This is a genomic window from Micromonospora terminaliae (assembly GCF_009671205.1).
In the GTDB taxonomy this organism is placed as follows: domain Bacteria; phylum Actinomycetota; class Actinomycetes; order Mycobacteriales; family Micromonosporaceae; genus Micromonospora; species Micromonospora terminaliae.
This window is the reverse complement of the sequence record NZ_CP045309.1, coordinates 1,935,017-1,958,933: the sequence shown is the minus strand read 5'-3', so window position 1 is coordinate 1,958,933 and position 23,917 is coordinate 1,935,017. Positions and strand designations below refer to the sequence as shown.

At 70.0% G+C, this 23,917-nt stretch carries 14 protein-coding genes; 7 read left to right on the top strand and 7 right to left on the bottom strand.

Annotation, left to right across the window (positions count from 1 at the left end; all coding sequences use genetic code 11):
• Window positions 1–235 precede the first annotated feature (235 nt).
• The 7 genes from drmC to GCE86_RS08610 form a co-directional block, all read right to left on the bottom strand.
• Complete coding sequence (gene drmC / locus GCE86_RS08640) at window positions 236–1,018, bottom strand: DISARM system phospholipase D-like protein DrmC (protein WP_154226455.1); 783 nt, start codon at window positions 1,016–1,018, stop codon at window positions 236–238.
• A gap of 76 nt (window positions 1,019–1,094) precedes the next feature.
• Window positions 1,095–2,993, bottom strand: a complete 1,899-nt coding sequence (gene drmB / locus GCE86_RS08635) for a DUF1998 domain-containing protein (protein WP_154226454.1) — start codon at window positions 2,991–2,993, stop codon at window positions 1,095–1,097.
• Complete coding sequence (drmA, locus tag GCE86_RS08630) at window positions 2,993–6,832, bottom strand: DISARM system helicase DrmA (RefSeq protein WP_154226453.1); 3,840 nt, start codon at window positions 6,830–6,832, stop codon at window positions 2,993–2,995. Before drmA ends, drmB begins: the two co-directional genes overlap by 1 nt.
• On the bottom strand, window positions 6,832–10,884 hold the full coding sequence (locus GCE86_RS08625) for an Eco57I restriction-modification methylase domain-containing protein (RefSeq protein ID WP_154226452.1): 4,053 nt from the start codon (window positions 10,882–10,884) through the stop codon (window positions 6,832–6,834). The genes drmA and GCE86_RS08625 overlap by 1 nt, the downstream gene beginning before the upstream one ends.
• Window positions 10,881–14,033, bottom strand: a complete 3,153-nt coding sequence (gene drmD / locus GCE86_RS08620) for a DISARM system SNF2-like helicase DrmD (protein ID WP_204342181.1) — start codon at window positions 14,031–14,033, stop codon at window positions 10,881–10,883. Before drmD ends, GCE86_RS08625 begins: the two co-directional genes overlap by 4 nt.
• A gap of 187 nt (window positions 14,034–14,220) precedes the next feature.
• Window positions 14,221–15,048: an 8-oxoguanine DNA glycosylase OGG fold protein gene (locus GCE86_RS08615; RefSeq protein ID WP_154226450.1), complete on the bottom strand. Its 828-nt coding sequence runs from the start codon at window positions 15,046–15,048 to the stop codon at window positions 14,221–14,223.
• A gap of 1 nt (window position 15,049) precedes the next feature.
• Window positions 15,050–17,002 (bottom strand): HsdM family class I SAM-dependent methyltransferase, encoded by a 1,953-nt coding sequence (locus tag GCE86_RS08610; RefSeq protein ID WP_154226449.1) that lies wholly within the window; start codon window positions 17,000–17,002, stop codon window positions 15,050–15,052.
• Between the two features lie 99 nt (window positions 17,003–17,101).
• Here GCE86_RS08610 and GCE86_RS08605 point away from each other — a divergent pair, with 99 nt between their 5' ends.
• From GCE86_RS08605 to GCE86_RS08580, 7 genes are all read left to right on the top strand, one after another.
• Window positions 17,102–17,632, top strand: coding sequence for a DUF4352 domain-containing protein (locus GCE86_RS08605; RefSeq protein WP_154226448.1), 531 nt, complete (start codon window positions 17,102–17,104; stop codon window positions 17,630–17,632).
• 79 nt (window positions 17,633–17,711) lie between these two features.
• On the top strand, window positions 17,712–18,278 hold the full coding sequence (locus GCE86_RS08600; RefSeq protein WP_154226447.1) for a hypothetical protein: 567 nt from the start codon (window positions 17,712–17,714) through the stop codon (window positions 18,276–18,278).
• Window positions 18,279–18,391: 113 nt separating this feature from the next.
• Window positions 18,392–19,321, top strand: a complete 930-nt coding sequence (locus GCE86_RS31575) for an Rv1352/Rv1906c domain-containing protein (RefSeq protein WP_163636802.1) — start codon at window positions 18,392–18,394, stop codon at window positions 19,319–19,321.
• Window positions 19,322–19,353: 32 nt separating this feature from the next.
• Window positions 19,354–20,172, top strand: coding sequence for a ribonuclease HI (locus GCE86_RS08595; RefSeq protein ID WP_163636804.1), 819 nt, complete (start codon window positions 19,354–19,356; stop codon window positions 20,170–20,172).
• A gap of 403 nt (window positions 20,173–20,575) precedes the next feature.
• Window positions 20,576–23,065: an AAA family ATPase gene (locus GCE86_RS08590; protein WP_154226445.1), complete on the top strand. Its 2,490-nt coding sequence runs from the start codon at window positions 20,576–20,578 to the stop codon at window positions 23,063–23,065.
• Complete coding sequence (locus tag GCE86_RS08585) at window positions 23,062–23,466, top strand: hypothetical protein (RefSeq protein WP_154226444.1); 405 nt, start codon at window positions 23,062–23,064, stop codon at window positions 23,464–23,466. Before GCE86_RS08590 ends, GCE86_RS08585 begins: the two co-directional genes overlap by 4 nt.
• Entirely contained in the window at window positions 23,463–23,903 is a 441-nt protein-coding gene (locus GCE86_RS08580) for a DUF4190 domain-containing protein (RefSeq protein ID WP_154226443.1), read from the top strand. The genes GCE86_RS08585 and GCE86_RS08580 overlap by 4 nt, the downstream gene beginning before the upstream one ends.
• The last annotated feature ends 14 nt before the right edge of the window (window positions 23,904–23,917 follow it).

Here is a 23,917-nt window from a genome sequence, read left to right as displayed (position 1 = left end):
CGCGCAGCGACTGCCACAGCCGGTCCGCCGGCGTGACGTCGTACGGCTTGCCGTGCCGGGTGAGCCAGTCCTCCACGTCCGGCAACGCGTACAGGGGGCTCGCCGAGCTGCCCGCGACGGGTTCGGGGAAGTCCGCGAAGCGGCGCCGCCAGTTACTGACCGCCGCGCGACCGACACCCGCCAACCGGGCGATGTCACTGCTGGCAACGGTCGCGCCGTCCCGATCGGGCACCGGTCACCTCCCCGGACTCGTCGTGGCGAGCCGGGTCAACACTCCGCGGCTCTGCAGTTCGGCGATATGTTCGGCCGCGCGTTGCGGCGCCGTCCCGCCGCGGACCAGCAGGCCGGCCTCGATGTTACGGTGCACGCCGGACTGGGTCAGATTGGCGCTCGAGACCAGCAGCACCCGCCGGTCGGCGACGGCGATCTTGGCGTGCATCCTGGCCCGGTCCTCGATCCGCTGCCCTGCCGGCCAGTGCCACAACTGCACACCGGCCAGGTCGGCGAAGGCGGCAGCCGGTTCGGCGCCGTGGAGCGCCCCGGCGGCGCCCTCCAGCGTCTCGACAACGACGGTGACCGCCACGCCGCGGTCGACGGCCGCCGTCAGTGCCGTTTGCAAAGGCGGGTACCGGGTCGCCGAGTACGTCATCAACAGCAGCTCGCTGCGGGCCTGCGCGACCAGGTCGACCAGCACCTGGGCGGTGGCGCGGACCGGCACCGGGTGGGTGCTCGGCCCGCTCCACACCGATTCGATCCGCACCGCCGCCGACCGCTGGGCGTGGCCGGCGGCCAGCCCGCGCAGGTAGGCCGCCGCCTCCACTCCCGGCACCCCCGACGTCCGCTGCGCGGCGAGCACCGCCCCGGCCGCCTCGGCGAAGCCGGGTACCGGGACGGCGTGCCGCAGCGCCTGCTCCGGCCAGCCGTCGCCGAGCCGGTCGGCCAGCACGTGCAGGTGCCCCGGACCCAGCCGGTTCACTGCGGCCTCGGCCGCCGCCTCGAACGCCGGGTGCCAGCTCATGCCGGCACTCCGCTTCGCTCCGTGCCGTCATGAGGCACCACCGCGCAGTGCCGACGATTCACTCGCTGACGCTCGCTCATGGCAGCTCGGGAAAGAGTGCCAGGTCCGGTTCGTCGATCGGTACGACGAGTCGCCGGTCCAGGAACCGGTTGCCGCGCTCGCAGGTCGTCTCCGAGACGAACAGGCAGACATGGCAGGCGGCGCCGTGCAGGAAATCCTCCGGATAGTGCGGGAGCCGCTCGGCGCAGAGCGGGTCCGACGAGCAGTGCATGGCGTCGTTCAGCGCCCGGCGCGTGAGGCGGACCAGGTCGTCGTGCTCCGCGAGCGACACCAGGCCGCCGAGCGTCCCCTCCGCGTCCGGCACGGCGGTGTAGATGAGGATGCCGGCCCGCTGCGGGTCGTCCGGGGTCCCAGTGTAGATGCGTTCGGACAGGCTGGCCGAGCTGTAGCCGCATTCGAGCGCGATGGTGCGGATCAGCAGGTGCGACAGGGTGTGCAGGGCGAAGTACCGCTCCCCCGGCCAGTGCTTCATCCGGTCGAAGCCACCCTTGATGCGCCCGGAGTAGCGGCTCTCCCGGAACCGCCCGTACGCCTCCCGGTGCGTCTCCATGGCTTCGGTGTCGGTGACCCGCTGCTCCCAGTCGGCGAGCAGGTCCTCGGGAAGGCGGAGGAAGATGCCTTCGCCCCGTACCTCGCTGGCCGGCACCCAGGTCGGCGTGGCCTTGGACAGGGGCGCCCGCCAAACGAGTTCCGGGTCCATGGGATCAGGAGCGTCCAGGCGGGTGAAGCCGACCAGCGCACGGACCTCGCGTAGCCGTTCCGCCTGGATGACGTCGGCGTAGATCTCCTTCAGCTCGCCCGGCACACCGTTCGGGTCCCGGCGCAGCGTGAAGTCAGGGGTGGTCGGCGGCAACTCCCCGGCGGAGAAGATCTCCCACTCCGGCGTGTGCAGGTCCGGGTAGCCCTTCTCGTCCTCGTCGCCCTTCGGGGCGCTGCGGTGCCGCTCGATGGCCGCCCAGATCTGCGCGTCGGTCCACCGCTCGAACTCCCTGAGCGCCGGCACGGCGGAGCGGGCGAAGGGCAGAAACGCGACGCTCTCCATCTTCTCGAAGGTCGACCAGTGCTGCTCCACCTTGGTCTGCAGCTCGCTGGCGCCGGTACGCGGCACGGCGAGAGCGGAGAGCGTCTGCGCGAACCACTGGTTGGACGCGCCGACCACCAGCAGCTTCAGCTTGCCGGTGCACTCCCCCGGCTCGAAGTCGCCCAGGTGCGCCCGGCGGCTGCGACAGCGGGGCAGCTTCTCCGCACCGCGCTGGCCGAGCACCTCCTTCATGTTGCGGCGGGCGCCGCACGGCACGCACCGGATCTCGACGTTGGCGCCGAGGTTGCCACCCCGGTCATCCATTCGCAGCTTAGGGTGGCTGGCGTTGGGGCAGCCGCCCCCCTGGTGCACGTACTGCGCGTACGGGAAGTCGTCGAGGTGGCCGGCGGTGCAGGCCAGCACGAACCGAGCCGCCACCGCCATGGGCCGCCGGCCGGACTTCTTCCGCCCGCACACGGTGTGGAAGAACCGCGCCTCGTGCGGCTTGCGGGCCTTGTCGTTCTCGAACCCGAAGACCCCGCCGTCGATCGGCGCCAGTTCGTCGCAAGCCGTGCAGCGCAACCAGCCGGGGAACGGCGTGATCGGCACTCCGACCCTGGCGGCAGGGCCGTTGGGCTGCTGGTCGGCGCCGTCGATCCAGGGCGCCGGCCGCAGCTCCTTGATGGACTTCTCCTTGAGCAGCTTTCGCACAGCGGCGAGCAGCCGGGGCTCGGCAATCGGCTCCCAGTCGGGCACCGCGTTGTGGTTCCAGTCGTCGAGGCCGCGCACGAGCACGGAGAAGTTCGGCAGGTCGACAATCGCGCCCACACCGGTGGTGAACATCAGGTGGCTGGGGCGGACCGAGCCGACCCGCCGGAAGTGCTTGCCCGCCATCAGTTCCCCTTCCCCGCGAGGGTTGACTCGCCCAGCTCGTCCCCGTCCGGCAGGTCCTCATCCCGCACGTCGTCACTCGGCGGCGGCCCGAATGACCACTCCGGTGCCCCGTACTGCGGGTCGAAGATCTTGTCGCCAGCCGGCAGCACCAGGTTGATCTCGTTCTCGGTCTCCCGCATGGACTGCCCGACCGTCAGATCGGTCCACCGATCGCCGCCGGCAACGGTGAGCAGGCCGGCGAGCTTCTGCTGCTTGAAGGTCCCGTCGGCATAGCCGAGCCGCGTCGAGCCGGTCTTCCGGTCGTTCCACATATCCCGCAGCCGGTTGATGCGCTCCGAGAGGTAGTCCCGACCGCGGTTGCCGGCGATGTCCTCGGCCCGCTGGAGGAACCGGTCGACGATCCGCTGCACCTCGGGCCCGTCGAGCGGCACGTCCTGCGCGTCGGTGTTGCGGGAGAATGCCTCCTCCGCGTTGCGCACGACCGCGACCAGGGTCGCGGTGGTCTGCCGGTCCAGCGCCCGCCGGGTGTACGGGGTGACGGACAGCGCCTCCACCTGCCGGTAGAAGGTGGCGTGGTAGTACTCGAAGTCCTCGTAGTGGGCGAGGTCCCGGGGCCGGGTCCAGTTGTAGAGGGTGACCACAAGCCCGGGCCGGCGGGCGTCCCGGCCGACGCGGGAGGACGCCTGGATGTACTCGGCGGTGTTCTTCGGCTGCCCGGTGACCACCATGAGACCGAACCGCGACACGTCCACACCGACCTGGAGCATCGACGTGGCCAGCACCGCGTCAACCGGGAGTTGGCCCTCGCTCTGCCGACCGTAGTAGCGGTCGGTCACCGGATGCAGGTTGAGCCGCGGGTTGGATGCGGTCTTGGCCTTCATGGCCTCCCGCATGTCCTCGAAGATCGCCTTCCGCCGGGCGGTCGTGTCGATCTCCGGGTCGAAGCCGATCTCCAGCCGCTTGAGCACGTCGCTGATGTCGCCGGACGAGATCCGGGACGTCAGCTCCTGCACGTTCAGCATGCTCGGCCCGACGAGCCGATCGGAGAGATCCTTACGCCGGCCATGCGTGCGAACACGCGTGGTCACGTCGTCATCGAGCAGGCGGCGCATGCCGGCCAGCTCACGGGTGGCGCTGAAGTAGCCGACGGTCGTCATGTACGGGTCGGCGGGCTTCCCGTATCTGTCGAACAGGGTCTGTCCGGCGAGCAGCAGGATCTCCGCGACCCGGATCTCGGCGGACTTCATCCGTACCCCGTGGGCGCAGACGCCGAGATAGCGGCGGCCCGGGTTCGCGACGGTGACCGGCACCTGCTGGCTGAAGAACGTGTCGGTGATGTCGATGACCGGCGGCGGGAACACCGCCAGGTCCCGACCGAAGACACCGAGCACCTGCTCGCGGGCCCGCTTGGTGGTGGCCGTGGAGGCGACGATCTTCGGCCCGGCCGCGCCGCCGCCCGGCAGCGGCCAGGTGCAGAGCTGGTCGACAGCCGCCTCGAAGAGCCCGACCACGGTGCCGAGCGCGCCGGAGATGAGGTGCAGCTCGTCCTGGATGATCAGGTCCGGCGGGCGCAGCCGGATCACCGGCTGGCTGGTGACCGCCTCCAGGCCGCCCTTCTTGTTGTGCCGGTTGCCGCAGTTGGTGCGCCCGTCGAGGTCGTCGTGCCGGTAGCCATGCCGTGGGCAGCGCTCGCGCACCCGCCCGAAGAGCAGGCCGGCGAAGCCGCGCCACGGGAGCTGGGCGAGCTTGTCGACGGTGGCGATGACCAGGCTGGGGGCGTACCGGTAGATCTCCTCATCGACGGTGAGGATCGGCAGGCCCTCGCTGCTGCGGGTGCGGGAGAACGGGCAGGCGTCGACGCCCTCGGCCTCGGCGCAGAACAGGAGGACGCGGCGCAGGTCCTCCTTCGGCTCCAGGTCCCGCTCGGCGCGCAGCTTCGACCCGCACCACGGGCAGCTCAGCGTCTGCAGGACGTTGGTGAACTTGCCATGACCGGCCTCGCGCGCCTCCGCGATCTGCTCGGCCGCCTCATCGAACCAGTTCGGCGAGACGCCACCGCCGACCCAGAGGCCGATGCGGAACGGCTCCTTCCCCCAGGTGCCCTCGGCGCGCTGGCGCAGCACCTCAGCCGCGCAGATCAGCGCGGCGGCCCGCTGGAACTGTTGGGCAGTGAGCAGCCGCAGCGTGTACCGCATGAGGACGGCCACACCGGCCTCGCCGCTACGGGCGTCCGCCCCGGAGCCGACCACGCCCTGAAGCCGGCGGATGGCGAACGTGAACGCGGTCAGGCCCAGGTAGGCCTCGGTCTTGCCACCACCGGTCGGGAAGAAGAGCAGGTCGACGGTGGCATCCCGGCTGGCGGCCCGCTCGGGGTGCGCCGGGTCGGTCAGCGACGGCAGGTTGAGCAGCACGAACGCGAGCTGGAAGGGCCGCCAGGAGGCAGCCGCGGCACCGCGCGCGTCGATGGCGGCCTTGGCCCCCGCGTACGTCAGGCCCTGCTCCTCCCGGAGCCGGGCGACCTCGCTGTGGCGGCGCTGCAGCGCCATGGCCTCGTTGGCGAACCGGAACGCGGCGAGCGCGTCGGCGTGCTTCTCTTTCTCCGGGTCGGTGAGCAGCGCGATCCCGGCGCGGATCCGCTTCGCCGCCTTCTCGGCGTTCATGACCGCGGTTTGGGCGGCCTCGCGGAGCGCCTCAGGCAGGCCGGGAATCTTCGCGGACTCGTCGTCGAGCCAGGCTTCGTACCCGTCGGCGAGCGGCGCCAGCCCGGTGCGGAGCCGGTCGATGTCGGCGGTGGCCAGGGCGTCCATGGACAGCTCGACACCGGCCAAGGGCGTGCCCTTACCGACCGGGGCGACCGTCGCGGGGACGTTGTAGGTGGGCAGCCAGGTGGTAAAGAGCTTGTGGGCGCAGCGCTCGCCATCACGCACCCAGGGGTGCACGGCGATGTTGCGCCCGGAGGCGTAGCGGCGCTGCGACCGATAGAGCAACCGCAGGTGCGCCTCTTCCAGGTCGTCGTCGACGCCCTTGACTCCATCGAGCGGATCGTCGATGGGGAGGAAGACGGCCGCATGGCCGTCCAGTGCAGTAACCGTCAGCGCGGACTGGAAGAGCCAGGCGGTGTCGGCGTTGCTCTCCGGCTCGAGCTGCGTGTTGATCAGCGCGAGCTGCACGACCCGCTGCCCGTCGCGCGGCCGGACCTCGACGGAGAGGTGCACCCCCGGGTCATCCTGACTGGGGACGCTGAGCGGGATCCGGTGCGAGGTCTCGCCGTCGAGCCGGACCTCCTTGGCGTAGGAGACCGGCTCCCGGTACCAGACTCGGCGCTTCTTGCCCTTCTCGTCCTCCGACTCGCGCAGGTCGTAGCGGCCCCACTCTGCGGTCACCGACACCACGTCGGTGTCGCCGGCGACGGCGAAGGACAGCCCCATCGAGGAGGCCCACATCTTGCCGAGGTTCTGCGGTGTGACCACCTCGGGCAGTTCGGCCTCGCTGCCGTCGCCCTGGACGGCGGCGTCCACGTCGGGCACCTCGGACGAGTCGCGGCGCTCGGTACGCGGACGCTGCTTCGGGCCGAGCATGCCGACGAGGTAGCGCTCGCGCGGACCCATAGCGCCGGGACGGAACTCCTCGCGGTCGCCGTCCCACGGGCCGAGCAGGTCCCGCCCGATCAGCTCCTCCAGCTCGTCGCGGACCTGGTAGGACGTGGCCTCGGGGAACGTCTGCGGTACGTCGAGCGGCGGGATCAGGGCATTCTGTTCGCTGTCATCCCTGCCGGACAGGGACAGTGCCTGCTGCTCGCCACGGGGGTGCGGGAAGAGCCCGCCCTGTACGTCGACCATCACCACAGCCCTTCCGCGGTGGTCTTCGCCTTGCGGCCGGACTTCTTGTCGTGCAGGCCCTTGGCCTCCTCCTCGGCGTAGCGCTGGTGGTTCAGCTCTAGCAGCCGGTCGAGAATCTCGCGTTGAATGGCCGGCCCGACCGTATAGCGCGTGTAGGCACCGGCCTTGTGGAAACCATGGTCGAGTCCCTGATTCACCAAATCGTCCCAGCCGTATACGCGGCACACGGCCTCATCGATCTCGCGGTGAAGCCGTCGCAGCCCCATGATGTCGGCGTCATTGCAGCCCGGATCGAACACTAGGTTATAGGTCGCGGTCAGCCCCGCCTGCCGGCTCATCATGACGTCTCGCCGGCACCGGCTCAGTTGCTGACCCAAATCACGAAGATCCTGGGTAAGCCGCGGCAATGGCAGTGTCTCGAAAGCATCCGAAGGCGCATAGGTCAAATCGGCCTTCATTGTAGAACTCCAGCTAGCCGCCCAATGATAATGCAACCCACTCGACAGAAGAGCAAGAATTGCATAATCATCGGACGCGAAAATCGCCAGCCTGTGCGCAAAGACTTGACCGGTAGGAACCATGACAGGCATGACAATTTTACTTACGAGCGTAAGCGCAATAACGTGATCCAGACCTGAAATGGCGTTTATCAACGCAGGACGGCGCCGCCAGAACTGCCACCAAGGGGCACGACGTACGGCCTCGCTCTTCCTCTGGCGATCAGGCTTGACCAAGCGAAGCGCGTGTTCATATGGCTGCCTGTAACTCTTTGCTCGATCCTCTGGCCAATCATGGAAGTTGATCACCCATCGGCTAGGGGAAAAATCCACTCGAGAGTTGAGATCCTGCCCCACCATATACGGGAACAGCACTTCTGCATTCCTCGCCTCACTTTGAATCATTAAGAGAGCCGCGTCGGGCGTCACTACGAACCCGGGACCGCCAACATCGGCGCCGAGGTACGCGATGCCAGAACTAGACGCCAGCCTATTTGGCCTCCCCTTTGCACGTGATTGCCGATCCAGCGAGGAGGTAATACCTTCCACGACCTCGCCGTCAATTGTTCGAACGATCCCCTCCGACGGCAATGCACGACTAGTCCAGACTGCGCAATACTCCAGCACGGCCGACTTCGACGGCCATGGCCTGCTTTTTACAGCCTGTCGGAGCGTCGCTCCTAGCGCAACGATTTGATCGAGGCCAACTTCGCGAGTATCGCCTTGGGCGAGCGTGTTGGTTGCAATAAGACCGACCTGCCCCCTACGATTGAGAAGGACATGGGCTCGTAGCGCAAAGTAGGCTACGAGGTCGGTATTCGTAGCACGCACATTATTGGCAACGAATACACTTAGGAATTCCCGGTAACCAAAACCGAGGGAAGGGCGAAGCTTCGGACCACCCAAGAACGGTGGGTTTCCGATGACAGCATCGAACCCCCCGCCGTCGAAGACCTCTGGGAAGATCAGTGGCCAGTGCAACGGATGCCGGTCAAATGAGCCGGCCACATGATCCGTGGCGAGCCACTTCCTGGCTTGCTCGCAGGCGGTCGCCTCGTCGACGTCTCCGCCAACCATGTCGTTGACGAGCTTAGCTGCCTCTACAGATCCGGCGCCAATTCCTCGTTCACCCTTGTTGACATTAGCGAGCGCGACGCCGACCGCGAGGTCGGCAAGCAGGCAGAGTAGCCTGGACTTAGATTCTGCCTCGCGCAGCAATTCCCGCTTCCTAGCAAGCGCGGCCATCGGATCCTTGCCTAATGCGACATCTCCGATCTTGCGACGCTGATCCGCCACCTCGCCAACCAGAGATCGAACGGCCGTTGTCCAGTCGAATATCCCCTGATCGTGCAGTTTCCGGCCCTGCTTCGGGTCGAGATGCATGTACTCCAACTGCTCGAGTGACGTGATGCCCAGCAGCGAGTCGCCAGCGACCAGCCGGTCGTCGAGGAAGGTGAAGGGGCGCTGTGGATCCATCGAGACCAGCCACAACGACAGCTTCGCCATCTCCACGGCCATCGGATTGATGTCCACTCCGTACAGGCAGTGCTCGATGATCTGGCGTCGCGCCTCGATGACCAACGGGTCGTCGTCGGCGTCCACTGACCGGTCGACGCCGCGCTGCTGGAAGGCGAACGCTCGCTCGTTGCCCTCCCGCGACCAGGCCTCGATCAGATGGCCCGCCAGGTAGCGGGCCGCCGCGACCAGGAACGCCGCCGAGCCCATCGCGATGTCGGCGACCTTAAGGGCGAGGATCTCGTTGCTGGACTTGGGCTTCCACTTCGACTTGTCCGCTGTCTGCAGCGGACCTGGCTCGTAGACCAGCGGTTCCAGGGTGCCCTCAACGACCTCCTCCGCAAGGAAGCGCGGCGTGTAGTGGGTGCCGGTGTTGCGGCGGAGTGCCGACTCCGTGACGAAGAGCGCGCCGGGCAGAATCACCACGGGCAGACCGCGCAGGTCCTCCCGGAGGAGACCGAAGAGCGGCAGCAGCCGCTCGGAGAGCCGGTAATCGCCGCCGGTGACCGCGAGCAGCTTCTTGCGGGCCTCCTCGCGCTCCACCCCGTCGAGCGGCGCGAGCTTCTTGGTCAGCGCCGCCACCGACCCGATCTTCGAGTCCTTGTAGTTCTCGGCGAGAGCCTTGGCCAGCGCTGGCACGTCGGGGTGCCGCTCGCGCAGCGCCCCCAGGTCGGCGAGCGCGACCTCCTCCTCCAGTCCCTCCTTGCCGATCAGCCCGACCGTCACGTCCTCGGCGCGGAAGCCCTCGAAGGAGAGCAGGCCCTCGTAGACGTACCCGATCTGCTCGACATCGAGGGTGCGGAAGCTGACCGTGCGGCGTTCCCGCGACCGGCCGGTGCCGACCTCGACGTACTGCACCGCGCGCAGCATGTGCAGCACGGTCCGGTCGTCGATGGTGAGCGGCATCCACGCGTACTGCTTCGGGTCGAAAAGCGAGCCGTCGTGGCCGTGTAGCTTGAGGCGGGGGTGGTCGATGCCGTGGTAGACGGCGTTGAACAGGGCGAGCAGCCGGTGCCAGGCGGCGGAGCTGTGCTCCAGGTCTTCTTCGCTGCCCTCGGTGGCCCGCTGCTCCAGCTCTTCGCAGAGCCGCCCGGCCGAGTACGCCGTCGCGTACAGCTCGTTGTCGGCGGGGAGCAGCTTGCGCTCCTCGGCGAAAAGCAAGAAGACCATCCGCATCATCACCGCGACCGCGCCGCGGTAGACCTCGTGCGCTTCTACGTCCGCGAGGCCGCGTCCGCCCAGCTCCCGCTCGCGTACGTCGATCCGGCCGATCGCGGCGACAAGCAGCTCGACGGCCCGGCGGACCTGGACGCCGAGGGCCTCGGTGATCTCCTCCTGGCTGCCCAGGCTGTCGCGAAGCAGCGGCACCAGCCGCTCGCTGTCGCGCACGCCGAAGAACCGGCGGCGGGACAGCAGCGAGACGAACGCCCGCACCACCTCCCGGTCGGCCGCCTCCGGCCAGGTGACGGTGTCGAAGGTGGCGGTGGTGGTGACGCCGCCGCGGGGCGCCCAGACCAGGGTCCACCAGCGGCCGTCGGTGGCGAGGCCGAGCTCGATGTTGTGGTGCCGGCACAGGTGGGCGAGCCGGTCGGCCGGGGTCGCAGCCCAGGTGGAGTCCTTGATGCGCGCCGTCGGCTGCTGGCCGGGCGGGCAGATCAGGCCGAGCAGCCGTACGCTGTCCGGCTTGACCTCCTCTCCCGGTTCGACGAGGACGAACGACGGGCACAGCTCGGTGTCGTGCTCGGCGACGGTGTAGGCGAGCGCTTCCAGGCCGTTCTCGTGCAGCGTGTCGCCCCAGCCGAGCAGCTCGCCCAGCACGTACCCGATCCAGGCCTGCTGGCCCGCGACGACGTCGGCCTGCCAGGTGGTGTGCTCCTGGCGCAGCCGCTCCCTGGCCTTCTTGTCGAAGGTGTCGAGGGTGGGCCAGGTGCGGCGCAGCACCGGCAGGCTGAGGAACGGGCCGTTGACGTCGACCAGGCTGAGCCAGTTGCGGTGCTGCTCGGCACCGTCGGGGGCGGGGCGGTGGAACGTGCGGCTCATCGGGTGGCCTCCCGCTTCGGTACGACGAAGACCACGGCGACCGGGAACCGGTGGGGCTTCGGGTCGTGGTAGCGAGCCGCGACGGCGGCGAGTTCACGGTCGCGCTCGGCTTGGAGGGCCGACAAGCGTTCCTCCCAGGATTGGCGGTCCTTGCGGTACTGGGTGAGTTCTTCCTTGCTCTTACTCATCGCGATGAGCTGCTCGGACGTGAACAGGGAGTCCTGCCCGCCGAGGCCATCCTCGGGCGTGGCGAGAGCGCCGCGCAGTGTGGCGGCGAACTGCTCGAGGTTGTGCTTGATGCGCTGCTCCTCGGCTTCCTGCCGCTGTGCCAGCTTGCGCTCCAGCGCCTCCCGACGGGTGTTGGTCCGCCAATCGATCGCGGCGAGCACACCGTCGGCGATCCGGGGCCAGCGCTCGGCGAGGCGGTCCCGCACGATCTGCGAGGCCGGCGTGCCGGTGGTGAGCGCCCGGTCGAGGATGCCGCCGAGGGTGCCGAGGTTCTCCAGGCGGCGGAAGCGGCCCTGCTCGGGCGCCCAGCCGCCCGCGTAGAGGACCTCTTCGTGCAGCCGGACGCCGTCCGCGCCGACCAGCACGAACCGGGAGTACGCCCCGACCAGCACGTCCTCCAGCGCGGGATCGTCACTGACGACCGCGGTGACCCGGTGGAGGCCGATGTCGGGGTTAGAGACGGCGGCGCGCAGCAGCCGGGTCGACATTGCGACCAGGGGGTGGTTGAGGTGGGCGAGGACGATGCCGTCGCGATCCTCCTTGGCCACCTGCGCATCGAAGGTGACCGGCAGCTGGCGGGGCGGCTCGTCGTCGTTCTGCAGCTTGGCGGTGAGGCCGGCGCCGGCGCGCTGCCAGGAGCCAGTCAGCGGCGGCACCCGGTAGAGGCCGTCGATCAGGTGCTGGTCGTCGGTGTGCCGCTCGAGTCGCTGCTGACGGGCCAGTTCCAGCGCGGTGTCGACGACTCGCCTGACCGCCTGCGGGGTGATGCCGAGCTCCTCGACGGTCTTGTCCAGGTCGGTGCGGAGCCGACGGACCTGCTCGCGCAGGTTGGACTCGGTCGGCAGGCTGCCGCCGGTCTTGCCCTTGCCGGCCTTGTCGATGTCCACGCCTACCTGCTCGCCGAGCATCCGGCGCTGCACGGCGTCGGACAGCACGGCGTTGACGGAGCCGAGGTCCTCCTCCATCCGGGCCACCTTCGTGGCGACCCGGGACAGGAACTCCAGGTCCGCCTCGAACGAGTCGACCGGCTTACCGAAGCCCGTGCCGACGAAATGCTGGATCTCCGGGCTGACCTTCTGCCCGTACCGGTCAATCCGGCCGATCCGCTGCTCCAGCTTGTTGGGGTTGAACGGGATGTCGTAGTTGACCAGCCGGTGGCAGTGGTTTTGCAGGTCGATGCCCTCGCTGGCGGCGTCGGTCGCGAGCAGGATGCGCACGGGCCGCTCGGTCGGGTCTGCCTGGAAGGCGAGCCGGACCTGCTCCCGCTCGTCGGCCGGCGTGCCGCCGTGCAGGAGCGCGAGCCCTTCGCCGCCGAGGCCTTCCTGCCGGAGCAGGTCGGCCAGCCACGTCTGGGTGTCGCGGTACTCGGTGAACACGACGACCCGCTCGTTGGTCCAGTGCCGGCCGTCCGGCTTGCAGATCGCCTTCAGGTAGTTGATCAGCTCGTGGGCCTTGGCGTCGGGCTGGGCCTCCTTGGCCTCCGCCCAGTCGAGCATCTTCTCCAGCAGGGCGGTCTCGTCCGAGGTCGGGTCGGGCTGCATGGGCCGGACCCGGTTGAGGGCGTCGTCCTCGGCCTCGGCGAGCTGCTCGTCATCGTAGGTGGCGAGGTCGTCCATGAACTCGTCCATCCACTCCGGCACGTCGTCACCGGCTGTCAGACTGGGCAAACCCTTCTTGCTGGCGAGGGTCTCCAGGTAGACGCGGACGGTGTGGGCGAACGCGGCCGGGCTGGAGAAGAGCCGCTTCTTCAGCAGCAGGGTCACTAGGTCGATGGCCTTACGGCCCCGCTGGGAGCTGAGCCGCTTGCGGCGCAGCTCGGCGAACTGCGTGAGCAGCGCGTGGATCTGCCGCTCGTCCTCCGGGTACGCGACCGGGATCGCGGACGCCTTCCGCTCCACGAAGCGGGGGCTGCCGTCCGGGTTCTCGATGTCACGCTTCAATCGGCGTACGACGGTTTCCTTGACCGCGGCCTGGTCCGGCCTGACGCCGCGGGCGAACCGCTGGTTGTCGAGGACCTCCAGCAGGGCGGTGAAGGAAGCCTGGTAGCCGTTGTGCGGGGTGGCCGACAGGAACAGCCGGTGGGTGAAGTGCGGGGCGAGCCGGCGGATCAGCTTGGTCTGCTGGGAGTCGACGGCGTAGACCTGCTTCGGCGCGGCCGGGGCGACGTGGTGCGCCTCGTCCAGGATGAGCAGGTCGAACGTGCGCGGATACGTCGGCCCGTCGGCCGGCAGCACCTCGTCGAGCAACCGCTGCGCCTTCTGGCCGCGCAGCCAGGGCAGGCTGACGATGCTCAGCGGGTAGACCTCGAACGGGTTCGCCGCCGAGCCGTGGCTGCGGCGGACAACCGCGCAGCGCTCCGAGTCGATGATGGTGAAGTCGAGGCCGAACTTCTCGGCCATCTCGTCCTGCCATTTCAGCGTCAGACCTGCCGGGCAGACGATCATGATGCGTCGGGCGCGGTGTCGCAGCAGCAACTCCTGGGCGACGAGGCCGGCTTCGATGGTCTTGCCGAGGCCGACGTCGTCGGCGAGCAGCAGGTTGACGCGGGGTGCGTCGACCGCGCGGGCGACCGGTTCGAGCTGGTAGTCCTCGATCGCGACGCCGGAACGGAACGGCGCCTGCAGCGTCTTCACGTCGGCGGAGGTGACCGCAGACCAGCGGACCGCGTCGAGGAAGGCGGCCAGCCGTTGCGGGGAGTCGAATTTGCCTTCGGCGACGTTCGGCAGCGAGCCGCTGGGCAGCACCTGCCGCCCCGGTTCGACCTCCCAGATGACGTCGAGAGTGTGGCCGTAGCGGCCGTCCTCGACGCTCTGCAGGCTGACCAGGCTGCTGTGCTCGCCGTCCTGGACGTCGCTGACCACCCACCGCTGGCCGCGTACCGCGACCAGGTCGCCGATCGTCGGCTTCTTTGCCGTCGTCACGCTCGGCATCGTGCCCCCATGTTCACTTCGCCCCCACTTGATCAAGAGGACCGTACGCACCCGCTGATCGGCGAGGGGTCCTCCGAAAGGCTTGTTTCTTCAGTTCACAGGCTCATGATGGAGCGACCAGAAGACCACCCAGGGTCGCGTCCCGTCAACGGAACCGATCAGTCAGAAGCCTGACAAATCAGTTGACCTCACACGGACCACCCCGAAACAGCAACAGCTCCACCAGGTCCGGCGTCCACCGCTCCCCCGCCTCGGACAGTTGAGCGGCGGCACGACCGAGGAAAGCCCGATAGACCCGGTAGCGGTAAGTCGACCACCGTGGGCCCTGCCAGAGCCAGCGGGCAGGGCGGCCTCCGACGGCGTACGGCTCGTCGCTACGTCGCGTCCAGAAGCATCGCATCGCGCTTGCCAATCGCGCGTCCAGGATCGGAGCTGGACATCGCACCTCCTGACTCCTGCTCGCGAAGTACAGAAACTTCGTGAAGAACGCCGGCCCGAGCGCCGGGATGCGCCCGCCGGTGAGCAGGAGGTCATAAGCAGAAGGTGCACCCTCGCGGTCCAGGACATCGATGGCAGCGCCCAGCCGACGCTCGATTTCGTCGCGGCCGAGTCTCGGGGACCTCCAACCGCCTCTCATCACCCAGGAGAGCCTGGTCGGCCCGAAACCACGGCTACCCCAGCCCCAGGCGAACGAGACGACCAGCAACGGCAGCCAGTTCCCGCTCTCGCGGCATCGCCGCGCCTCGGCGGTGACATCGTCCCGGCTCAGCGAGGTTACGGAGAAGGCCTCCTCATCAAACGGCAGCGACAGATCGCGTTGCCACCACCGCGCCGGCACCACGTTCACCGCATGCCGCCCGACTAGGTCCTCGGCATCGTGCGAATCGCCGCCGCGCTCGGCCTCCAGGTCGCGTCGCTGCCGTCTGAACCATTCCAGCTCGTCGTCGCGGAGCCCACCGTTGACGACACCCGCGTCGTACTCCGAGGCATTTTCGGGAAGGTGCACGTCAAGCCTTCTTCCGTGAACGAGGGGCTGAGGAGTGGCTGGGCCGTAGGGCGCCACCGGCGAGTCCGTCGGCGGTGAGCCGCACCAGCTCCGGGCCGAGTGATGCTGCCTCTCGGACGGCTGACTCGAAGGCGTCCAGCCGCCGGAACGCCTCGCCGTGCACACGCTGCTCCTCTAGCGGCAGCCGCCGGACCAGGGCCCGTCGGATGTCGTAACGAAGCGTGCCGGAGAGGCTCGACGTCTGCTTCTCGTTGCCGCTGGTACGCAGTTGCCCGGCGAGGAACCACGAGTCCAGCGCCGCCGGATTCGGTCGCAGCAGGTAGAGGTTGCGCCCGAGCAGCGCCCCTTCCGACGTGATGACCCGGGCCATGAGGTTCGGGGCGACCGTCGGCACCACCACATCCCCGACGGCCAGGGGTATGGGCTGCCCCAGCCTGCCGTCGTCCCGCCCGGACGCCTCTACGCCGGTAGCCACGTCGCGGCCGGTGAGCACCAGTGGGCCCTCCATTGTCCCGGCTGACTCGTCGTCGGACGAGCCGGTGGAGCGGACCGGGCCGATCAGTTGCAGCGCACCGGTGCGGGCCAGTTCGGCGATGGACACGGTCGGCGGCGGAGTTGCACCGTCGGGCTCGGGCGTGACCTGCGGCATCAGCGCCGGCAGGTCGCCGACAATGGCGGCCAGCCGCTCTCTGGTGCGTACCAGATGTTCTTCGCTTGCCTCGCCCCCAACGGCGGTTTGCCGGCGACCCGGCGTGAGATCGACCTCTTCGTCGAGCAGTTCGATCACGGGTACGGCGCGGGCGAAGCCGGCTTCCTCGAGGTCGGCCTCCGGCGCCGCGGCGAAGGTCCGCCAGGTGCTCAGCACCCGCCCGTACAACTCGGCGTGGTCGCCCTCAGCGGCATCAATCAGCAGCGCCCGAGCGGGGGCCGGCTCGTCTGCCCCGGGCCGTCGCAGCACCCACAGGTGCAGGGGTACGCCGTGCGGCGCGGCCACCCCGCTGGGGAGCGCGATCACGGCGCGCAGCGCGCCGCCCCGCAGCAGGTGGCCACGGATCCGCCGGGCGGCGCGACGGCCGGCAACCGTCGGTGGCATCAGGAGGACGGCGTGCCCGCCGGTCCGTAGGTGGGTCAGCGAATGCTGCACCCAAGCCAGCTCCGGCTCGGTACGCGGCGGCGCGCCGTACTCCCAGCGCGGGTCGTAACCCAGCTCTTCGAAGCCCCAGTTCGTGACGCCAAACGGCGGATGGCAGACGACGGCATCGACGGTTTGGCCGGGAAACGCATCCGCGCGGAGGGAGTCGCCGCTGCGAACCTCCCCTGGGATGTCGCGGAGAGCCAGCCAGAGTCCGGCGAGCTTGGCCAGGTCCTGGTCGAGCTCCTGCCCGTAGGCGGACGTGCAGCCGGCCCGGACTGCGGCCCGGAGGGTGGCGCCGGTGCCAGTGGCCGGGTCGAGCACGGAGCCACCGTCGATGCCGGCGATTCCGACCATCAGGTCGGCGAGCTCGTCGGGGGTGGCGAAGGGACGCCCCGGGCCCGGTGCGGAGAAGCGCTGCCACAGCTGATCGAAGGCGCCCTGCGGGCCGAGCTCGTCGGCGAGAGCGTCGAGCTCGGGCAGCAGGCCGACCAGCCGCTTGTCGATTTGCTTGCGGGTCGCTTGCTCGCCTCGTTGCCGGGCCAGCAGGTAGGCGCCGACGCCGGCCAACGCCGTGGCGGGACTCTCCTTGGCCGTGGCGAGGTACCGCCAGAGCCGGTCGGCTCGGGACACCTCGGAGAGCTTGCCCTGCCCCCGGAGCCACTCCTCGACCTGGAACAGGTCGAACTCGGGGCTTGCCGCGGTGCCGCCCACCGGGTCGGGGAAGTCGGCGTGCCGTTTGCGCCAGTTGCTGACTGCGGCCCGACCGACACCGGCGAGCCGGGCGATCTCCGCTGCGGTGATGCTCGGTGTCTCCTGCATGTTCGGAGTGTGTCACACCTGTCAAGCATGATGTGTGTTGACAGCGTTCACAGATGATGCTCTCATTGACCCCGCCACGTTCACAACAGGAGGAAAACGATGCGCAAGACCACCACTCTCGCCCTGATCGCCACCGGCCTCGTCGCCCTCGGATGCGGCGCTGGCAGCACCGACGAGGGCACCAGCAGCAAGTCCGACAGCGGCGCCAAGGGCGAGGACAAGCCGGCGAAGACCGCGAAGATCGGCCAGCCGGCCCGGGACGGGAAGTTCGAGTTCACCGTCAAGTCGTCCAAGTGCGGCGTCGCGAAGGTCGGCACGTCGATGATCGGCGACAAGGCCCAGGGCCAGTTCTGCCTGATCACGGTCAACGTCAAGAACATCGGCAAGGAGGCGCAGACCCTCGACGGCAGCAGCCAGAAGGCTCTCGCCGCCGACGGCACCGAATACTCCTCCGACACCGAGGCCGGCCTCTACGCGAACAAGGAGGCGAGCACCTTCTTCGAGGAGATCAACCCCGGCAACCAGGTGACCGGCGTGTTCGTCTTCGACATCCCGAAGAACGTGAAGCTCACCAAGCTCGAGCTCCACGACTCGATGCTCTCCGGCGGCGTGACCGTCTCCCTCACCTGATCCACCGCTCGACCGGGGCGGGCACCACCGCCCGCCCCGCCTGTCCCTTTCCTTTGGCTCGTTCACAGAGGAGACCGTCATGACCGACCCGACCCATGCCACCCCGACCGAACAACCCACGGATCAGTACGAGCTTCCTCGGGCCACCTCGGCGCAGGAGCTCGACCCCGCTGATCTCCATGAGGCGGGCGAACCCAAGAGCGTCGAAAGCAAGCCGTCCCTCGCCCTGAACGGCCGCTCCGTCGCGCTGATCGCGGCCGGCGCCGTGGCGGCACTCCTGCTGGCCGGAGCTGGCATCTACACGGCCTTCCAAGCGAGCCCGATCTCGTCGCCGCTGGCCGAACGGAAGTCGCCGCTCACGCTGGCCAAGGAGAAGTGCGGCAGCTCTCTCGCGGGCGGCGCCATGCTGGGCGACGAGGGCAGGACGCTGACCCTGCACGGGGCCGGCAAGGAGAGCAGCGGGCTCAGCTTCAGCGCGCTCGAGTGCTACTGGTCTGAGCTCAAGATGTCGGACTCGGTCAGGGCGGAGGTCCTCGCGACGCGGGCCCTCGATGGCCGGCAGAGCGGCGACTGGGACGACATCCATGCGTCCTGGAGCTACCACCCGGACAGCGGCCTCCAGATGGTCATCACTGTCACTGACTGACGACGGCGGGACATCCACCCGGTCGACCGCGACACGACGGCTACTTCGCCGCCGATCCGACTCCGCCTGCAGCGGAACCACTGCCACAGCCTGCTCTTCACCTCGGAGTGACCATGGCCCGCCGCCACCACGACGCGATTCCTTCAACCCCTGTTCGAACCAGCAGCCACGCCGACTCCCGGCGGCACCTCAGCCACTCGACCGGCATCCTGCTGGTCACCCTTCTGCTGCCGGCTCTCGCCCTGACCGCCTGCGGAGACGATCGCAAGGCCGCCGGGAGCGCGCCTTCCCCTTCCGCCAGTCCATCCGCCTCGGCGAGCCCGTCGCCGACGCCGAGCCGGACCCCGCCCGCCGACCGGGACCACGACGGCATCCCCGACAGCAGCGACAGCTACCCCGACGACCCGAAGAACATCCCCCAGCAGGCGCCGATCAACCTGGAGTGCGAGACCAACAACGAGTCGGGCGGCTCACTCCTCACCGTCTTCCCCGGCAAGGACGGCCGGCCCGACTTCACGGAGGTATGGGCAGCCAAGGCGAGCTCCTGCGACATCGTCGGCGCCGTCACCATCGTCACGAGCGTGGAGAAGCAGGCCTACAAGGTCTCCAAGTACGACGACCAGGACATCGCGCCGCTCTACGCAATCTGCGCCGCGATCGACACCGACGACGTCTACGCCGAAGCGGGATTCGCCGCCAGCAGCGAGCAGATCACCGAGATCAACGCCGCGCTGACCCTCTGCCCCAAGCATCCGTACGCGAAGAAGTGGCGGCAGGCCGTGCAGCGCGGCCAGGCCGACGCAGACCTTGAGGCCCAGGGCCGGCTGTTCGGATCCGGTACCTACCGGGTCGGCAAGGAAATCAAGCCCGGCACCTACGTCACGCACGACGTCGACGGCTGCTACTGGGAGCGGCAGAACAGCTCCGGAAACATCATCGACAACTACTTCACCAACGGCGCCCGCCGCGTACAGGTCACCATCCGATCCTCCGACTATGCCTTCCACTCCGAGAACTGCGGAGAGTGGCGCCCAGCCCGCTGACATTGCCCGCAACCGAGACGTCAGGAGGCGTCGTGCGTCCCGATGAGTTCCTCCGTGTCCTGGACCTTCTCCCCACTCCCCTGCACGCCCGCGCTCTCCCCCTGCGTCGCTACGTCCACGGCACCACCTGCGCGGACTGTCAGCGGATCGGCGACGCGGTCACGCTCGCGCTCACCGCGGCGAACTACGACGAGCTCGCCTCGGCCGCCGAACTCCTGGACACCGCCGAACAGCTCGCCACCGTGCACGGCACGGCCTGCCGCCCACAGCCGGACCAGCAGCGCGGCCGCGGCCGGGTCACGCGCTGGGCGGCGGTGTCCGCGCCGGTCGTCGCCGCGACCGACGCCAGCTGGAAGGGCCGCGCCGGCGGCATCGCGTACGTGGTCAGCGACGGCCACTACGGCCTGCGCGGCCGGGGCACCGGCCGGCTGGACCCGACCGGGGCGTCGCGGGTGCTGATCAACGAGTTGCGGGCGGTGGACTTCCTGCTCTCGGCGTACGAGGAGGCGCCGGCGGGGATGACGGTGTTGCTGGACAGCACGGTGGCGCTGCGCTGGCTGCGCCGGTGGCAGGCCGGTGAGGTGTCGGCCATGTCGGCCGGCTACAGCCTGCGCCAGCGCCGGTGGGCTGACCGGCCAACGCTGGTCCGGCTCGCTGATCAGGTGAGTCGCCGGCCGGACCTGTCGTTCGCGCACGTGAAGGGGCACAGCGGGCACGCCCTCAACGAGGCCGCCGACGGCCTGTCGCACATGGCCCGCCGCCGAGTCGAGGAAACCTTCGACGTTCGCCCACGGGCGCACGCCCTGGTCGACGCCTTCCTGCACGACTGGCACGCGGCCCTCCCCAACTGACCCGGCCCGCCAGGCAAGCCGGCTAATCCACTGCCGACACAGCGCCACAGCTTCCCACCACCCCCTCGGGCGGATCGATCGACCGTCGATCCGCGGACACCACGCGCCTGGAGGAGAAGACGATGACCTTCGTACAAGCACCCTGGGCCGGTCCGGGATTCCGCCCGCACCAGCCGCTCGGCCTTCTGCCGGCCGCCGCGACGACGGTCGACCCGATCGGTCACCGCGGCACTCCACCGGCCCGGACCTGCCTGGCCAGCCCCGATTGTCCTGTTGCACTGCCGGCGTGACCGCCGATCACTTCACAGAGGGCAAGCGCACAGCGTCGTCGCACCACCACCGCCAGCGAACCGGCCCGAGCCGGAAACCGTCCACCTTCGATGCCCTCCCCGGAGGTCGCCTGATGAACCACACCGAACCCCTGGTCGAGCTGATCTTCGACCGGCTCGCCGCCGACCGCGTACCCGATGACACCGCCGAAGTAGTCCTCGCCGCACTGAGCGGCGAGGCCGACCTGGCCGCGGCGCTCGCCGGCGCGCCGACCGCACTGGAGCCGCAGCGCACCGCGACGGACGAGCTGCGGGAGCGGATCTGGCTCTCTTCGGTCACCGTCGCCGGGTTCCGCGGCGTCGGCCCGGAGCGCACCCTCACCATCGAGCCCGGCCCCGGGCTGACCGTGGTGGTCGGGCGCAACGGCTCCGGCAAGTCCAGCTTCGCCGAGGCCGTGGAACTTGCCCTGACCGGGGACAGCGCGCGCTGGGCGGATCGCAACAGCGTGTGGCGTACCGGGTGGCGCAACCTGCACGCCGGCGACCCGTGCCGGATCGCCGTCGAGCTGCGCGTCGACGGGGTGGCCACGCCCACCCGGGTGGTCCGTTCCTGGTCGTCGGAGGCGGAGCTGGGCGACGCCCAGGTGATGGTCACCAGCGCACGCGGCAGCCACCAGGACCTCGCCGAGCTGGGGTTGGCCCGGCCGCTGGAGCTGTACCGGCCGTTCCTCACCGCCGCCGAGCTGGGCCGGCTCACCGCCGGCACGCAGAGCCAGCTCTTCGACGCCATCTCCGCGATCCTCGGCCTGGAGGCGATCACCGACGCCGACCGCCGCCTGATGGCCGCCGCGCGCCCCCTCGACACCACCATCAAGGAGGTACGCGGACAGCGCGCCGCCCTCGCCGCCCGCCTCGCCGGGATCGACGGCGACCGGGCCTGGGGGGCCGCCGGGCTGCTGCGCACCCGGGGTGCGGCCGACCTGGCGATGCTGACGGCGATCCTCGACGAGCCGGAGGACCCGACCGACGACGAGGCGGTGCTTCTCTGCCGGCGCCTGGCGGCGATGCAGCTGCCCGACACCGACGAGGTGACCCGCCTCGCCGGGCAGCTGCGGGAGGCCGCCGCGGAGGCACGCCGGCACGACGGCGGCCGGTCGCGGGCGTCGCTGCGCAGCGCAGAGCTGCTCCGGCTGGCCGTCGAGCACCACGACGACCAAGGTGACGGGCCGTGCCCGGTCTGCGCGACCGGCCGCCTCGACGACAGCTGGCGGATCAGCGCGGCCGAGTCCCTGGCGGAGCTGCGCGACCGCACCCTCGCCGCCCAGGCCGCCTCTGCCCGGCTGACCGCGCTGCTGCAGCGGGCGCACTATTTGATCGACGACCTGGACGTGCCCACCGGCGACGGCGACGGGGTGCCGGTCGGCGACCTGCACACGGCGGTGACGGCGCTGCGGCTGGCACCGGGCGGGCCGGAGGAGCTGGCCCACCACCTGACCGCCCGGTACCCGGCGGTGCTCGCGGCGGCGCAGACCGCGCAGGCGTACGCGAAGGATCTGCTCCGCCAGCGCGACACCGGCTGGCAGGCGGTGGCCGCCGAGCTGCGGGCCTGGATCGCGTCGGCCGCAACGCTGCCGGAGCAGGAACGCGCCCTCGCGCGAGTGAAGGCGGCGCGGGCATGGCTGAAGGCCACCGGGGCGCAGCTGCGCAACCAGCGGGTAGCGCCGTTCGCGGAGCACTCGCAGCGGATCTGGGCGCAGCTGCGGCAGGAGAGCAACGTCGAGCTGGGCGCGATGACCTTGGCGGGTATGAACACCCGGCGGCGGGTGGTGATCCCGGTCAGCGTGGACGGCACGGACAACGGCACCGCCCTCGGGGTGATGAGCCAGGGCGAGATGCACGCCCTGGGGCTGGCGACGTTCCTGCCGCGTGGCTGCGCGCCGGAGAGCCCGTTCCGGTTCATCGTGGTCGACGACCCGGTGCAGAGTATGGACCCGGCCAAGGTGGACGGCCTGGCGCGGGTGCTCGCCGAGCTGGCCGAGCAGCGGCAGGTGGTGGTCTTCACCCACGACACCCGGCTGCCCGACGCGCTCGCGCGCCTCGACCTGGGTCGGTCCCGCATCGTGGAGGTGACCCGCGCGGAGCGGTCGGTGGTGACGCTGCGGCCCGGCTCCGACCCGGTGACCCGCTACCTCGACGACGCGTACGCCCTGGCCCACACCGAGGAGATCGCCTCCGAGGTGCGCGGGCCGGTGGTGGCGGAGCTGTGCCGCTCGGCGATCGAGGCGGCCTGCCACCGGATCGTGTGGCGGCGGCGGGTAGCCCGCGGTGTGCCGCACGACGACATCGAGAAGGCCGTCGTGGCCGCGTCCCGCAGGCTGACCACCACCGTCGCGCTGGCGCTGTTCGACGACGCCGACCGGGGCGGTGACGTCCTGGGGTACCTGAGTCGCCGGCACGGGTCGCGGGCGGTGGGCGCGTACAAGGCGTGCAAGGAGGGCGTGCACGGGGCGTACCTGTTCGACCTGCCCGTCCTGGTCTCGGACGCCCGCCACCTCGCCGAAGCGCTGCGGGCCCACGCCGCTGCCGTGCCCGCGCCCCGCAACGGCGCCGAGGTCCGGTCGTGACCGCGCCGACGCCCCGGCACTGCCTGGCGGCGGCCGACCAGATGCTGCGCGGCACCGGACCACTCGGCGCCGCCGCGGTGACCGCCGGCTGGTGGCCGCGGGCGTGCGCCTGCCTGATCCGGCTCGCCCTCGAAGGCGGCATCGACGCCTACTGGCGGCGCACCCGCCCCGTGGTGGCCGCGTGCCGGCAGGGCCGGGCGAAACAGCTGATGCTGCGCGGCCGGTTCGGGCCCGGCCCCGCCGTCGCCCGGCGGGTCGCCTTCACCTGGGCGGCCCTGTCGGCTGCCGCCCACCACCACTGCTACGAGCTGGCGCCGACGGCCGCGGAGCTGCGTCGCCTGCACACCGAGGTGAGCGCCCTGCTCACCCACCTCGATGGAAGAACGGAACCGCACCGATGACCTACCCGCAGCCCGGCCTCGACCCCACCCGCCCGCAGCCGCCGCTGCCCGCCGTCCTGGGGCCGTATCCCCCGGTGTCCGCGCCCACCGGCGGGTACGCGCCGCTCCCGGCCATGCCCTACCCGGGCGGCGGCTACCCGGCGGGCGGGCAGCGGCTGACCGTCCAGCCCATCTTGACCTCGGGCATGGCGACGGCGTCGCTGGTGCTCGGGATCCTCGGCGTGCTCGGCGGTTGGTGCCTGTTCGGGCTGCCCTGCGTCCTGGCGGTCATCCTCGGCCATCTGGCCCTGCGGGAGACCCGCGACGGCATGCGGTCGGGGCATGGGATGGCGGTCGCCGGTCTCGTCCTGGGCTACGTCTTCGTCGGCCCGATGATCCTCTTCACCGTCATGGTGTTCTTCGGCAGCATCCTGAGCGCCGCCACCCCGACGCCCTGAACAACAGGTGTGAC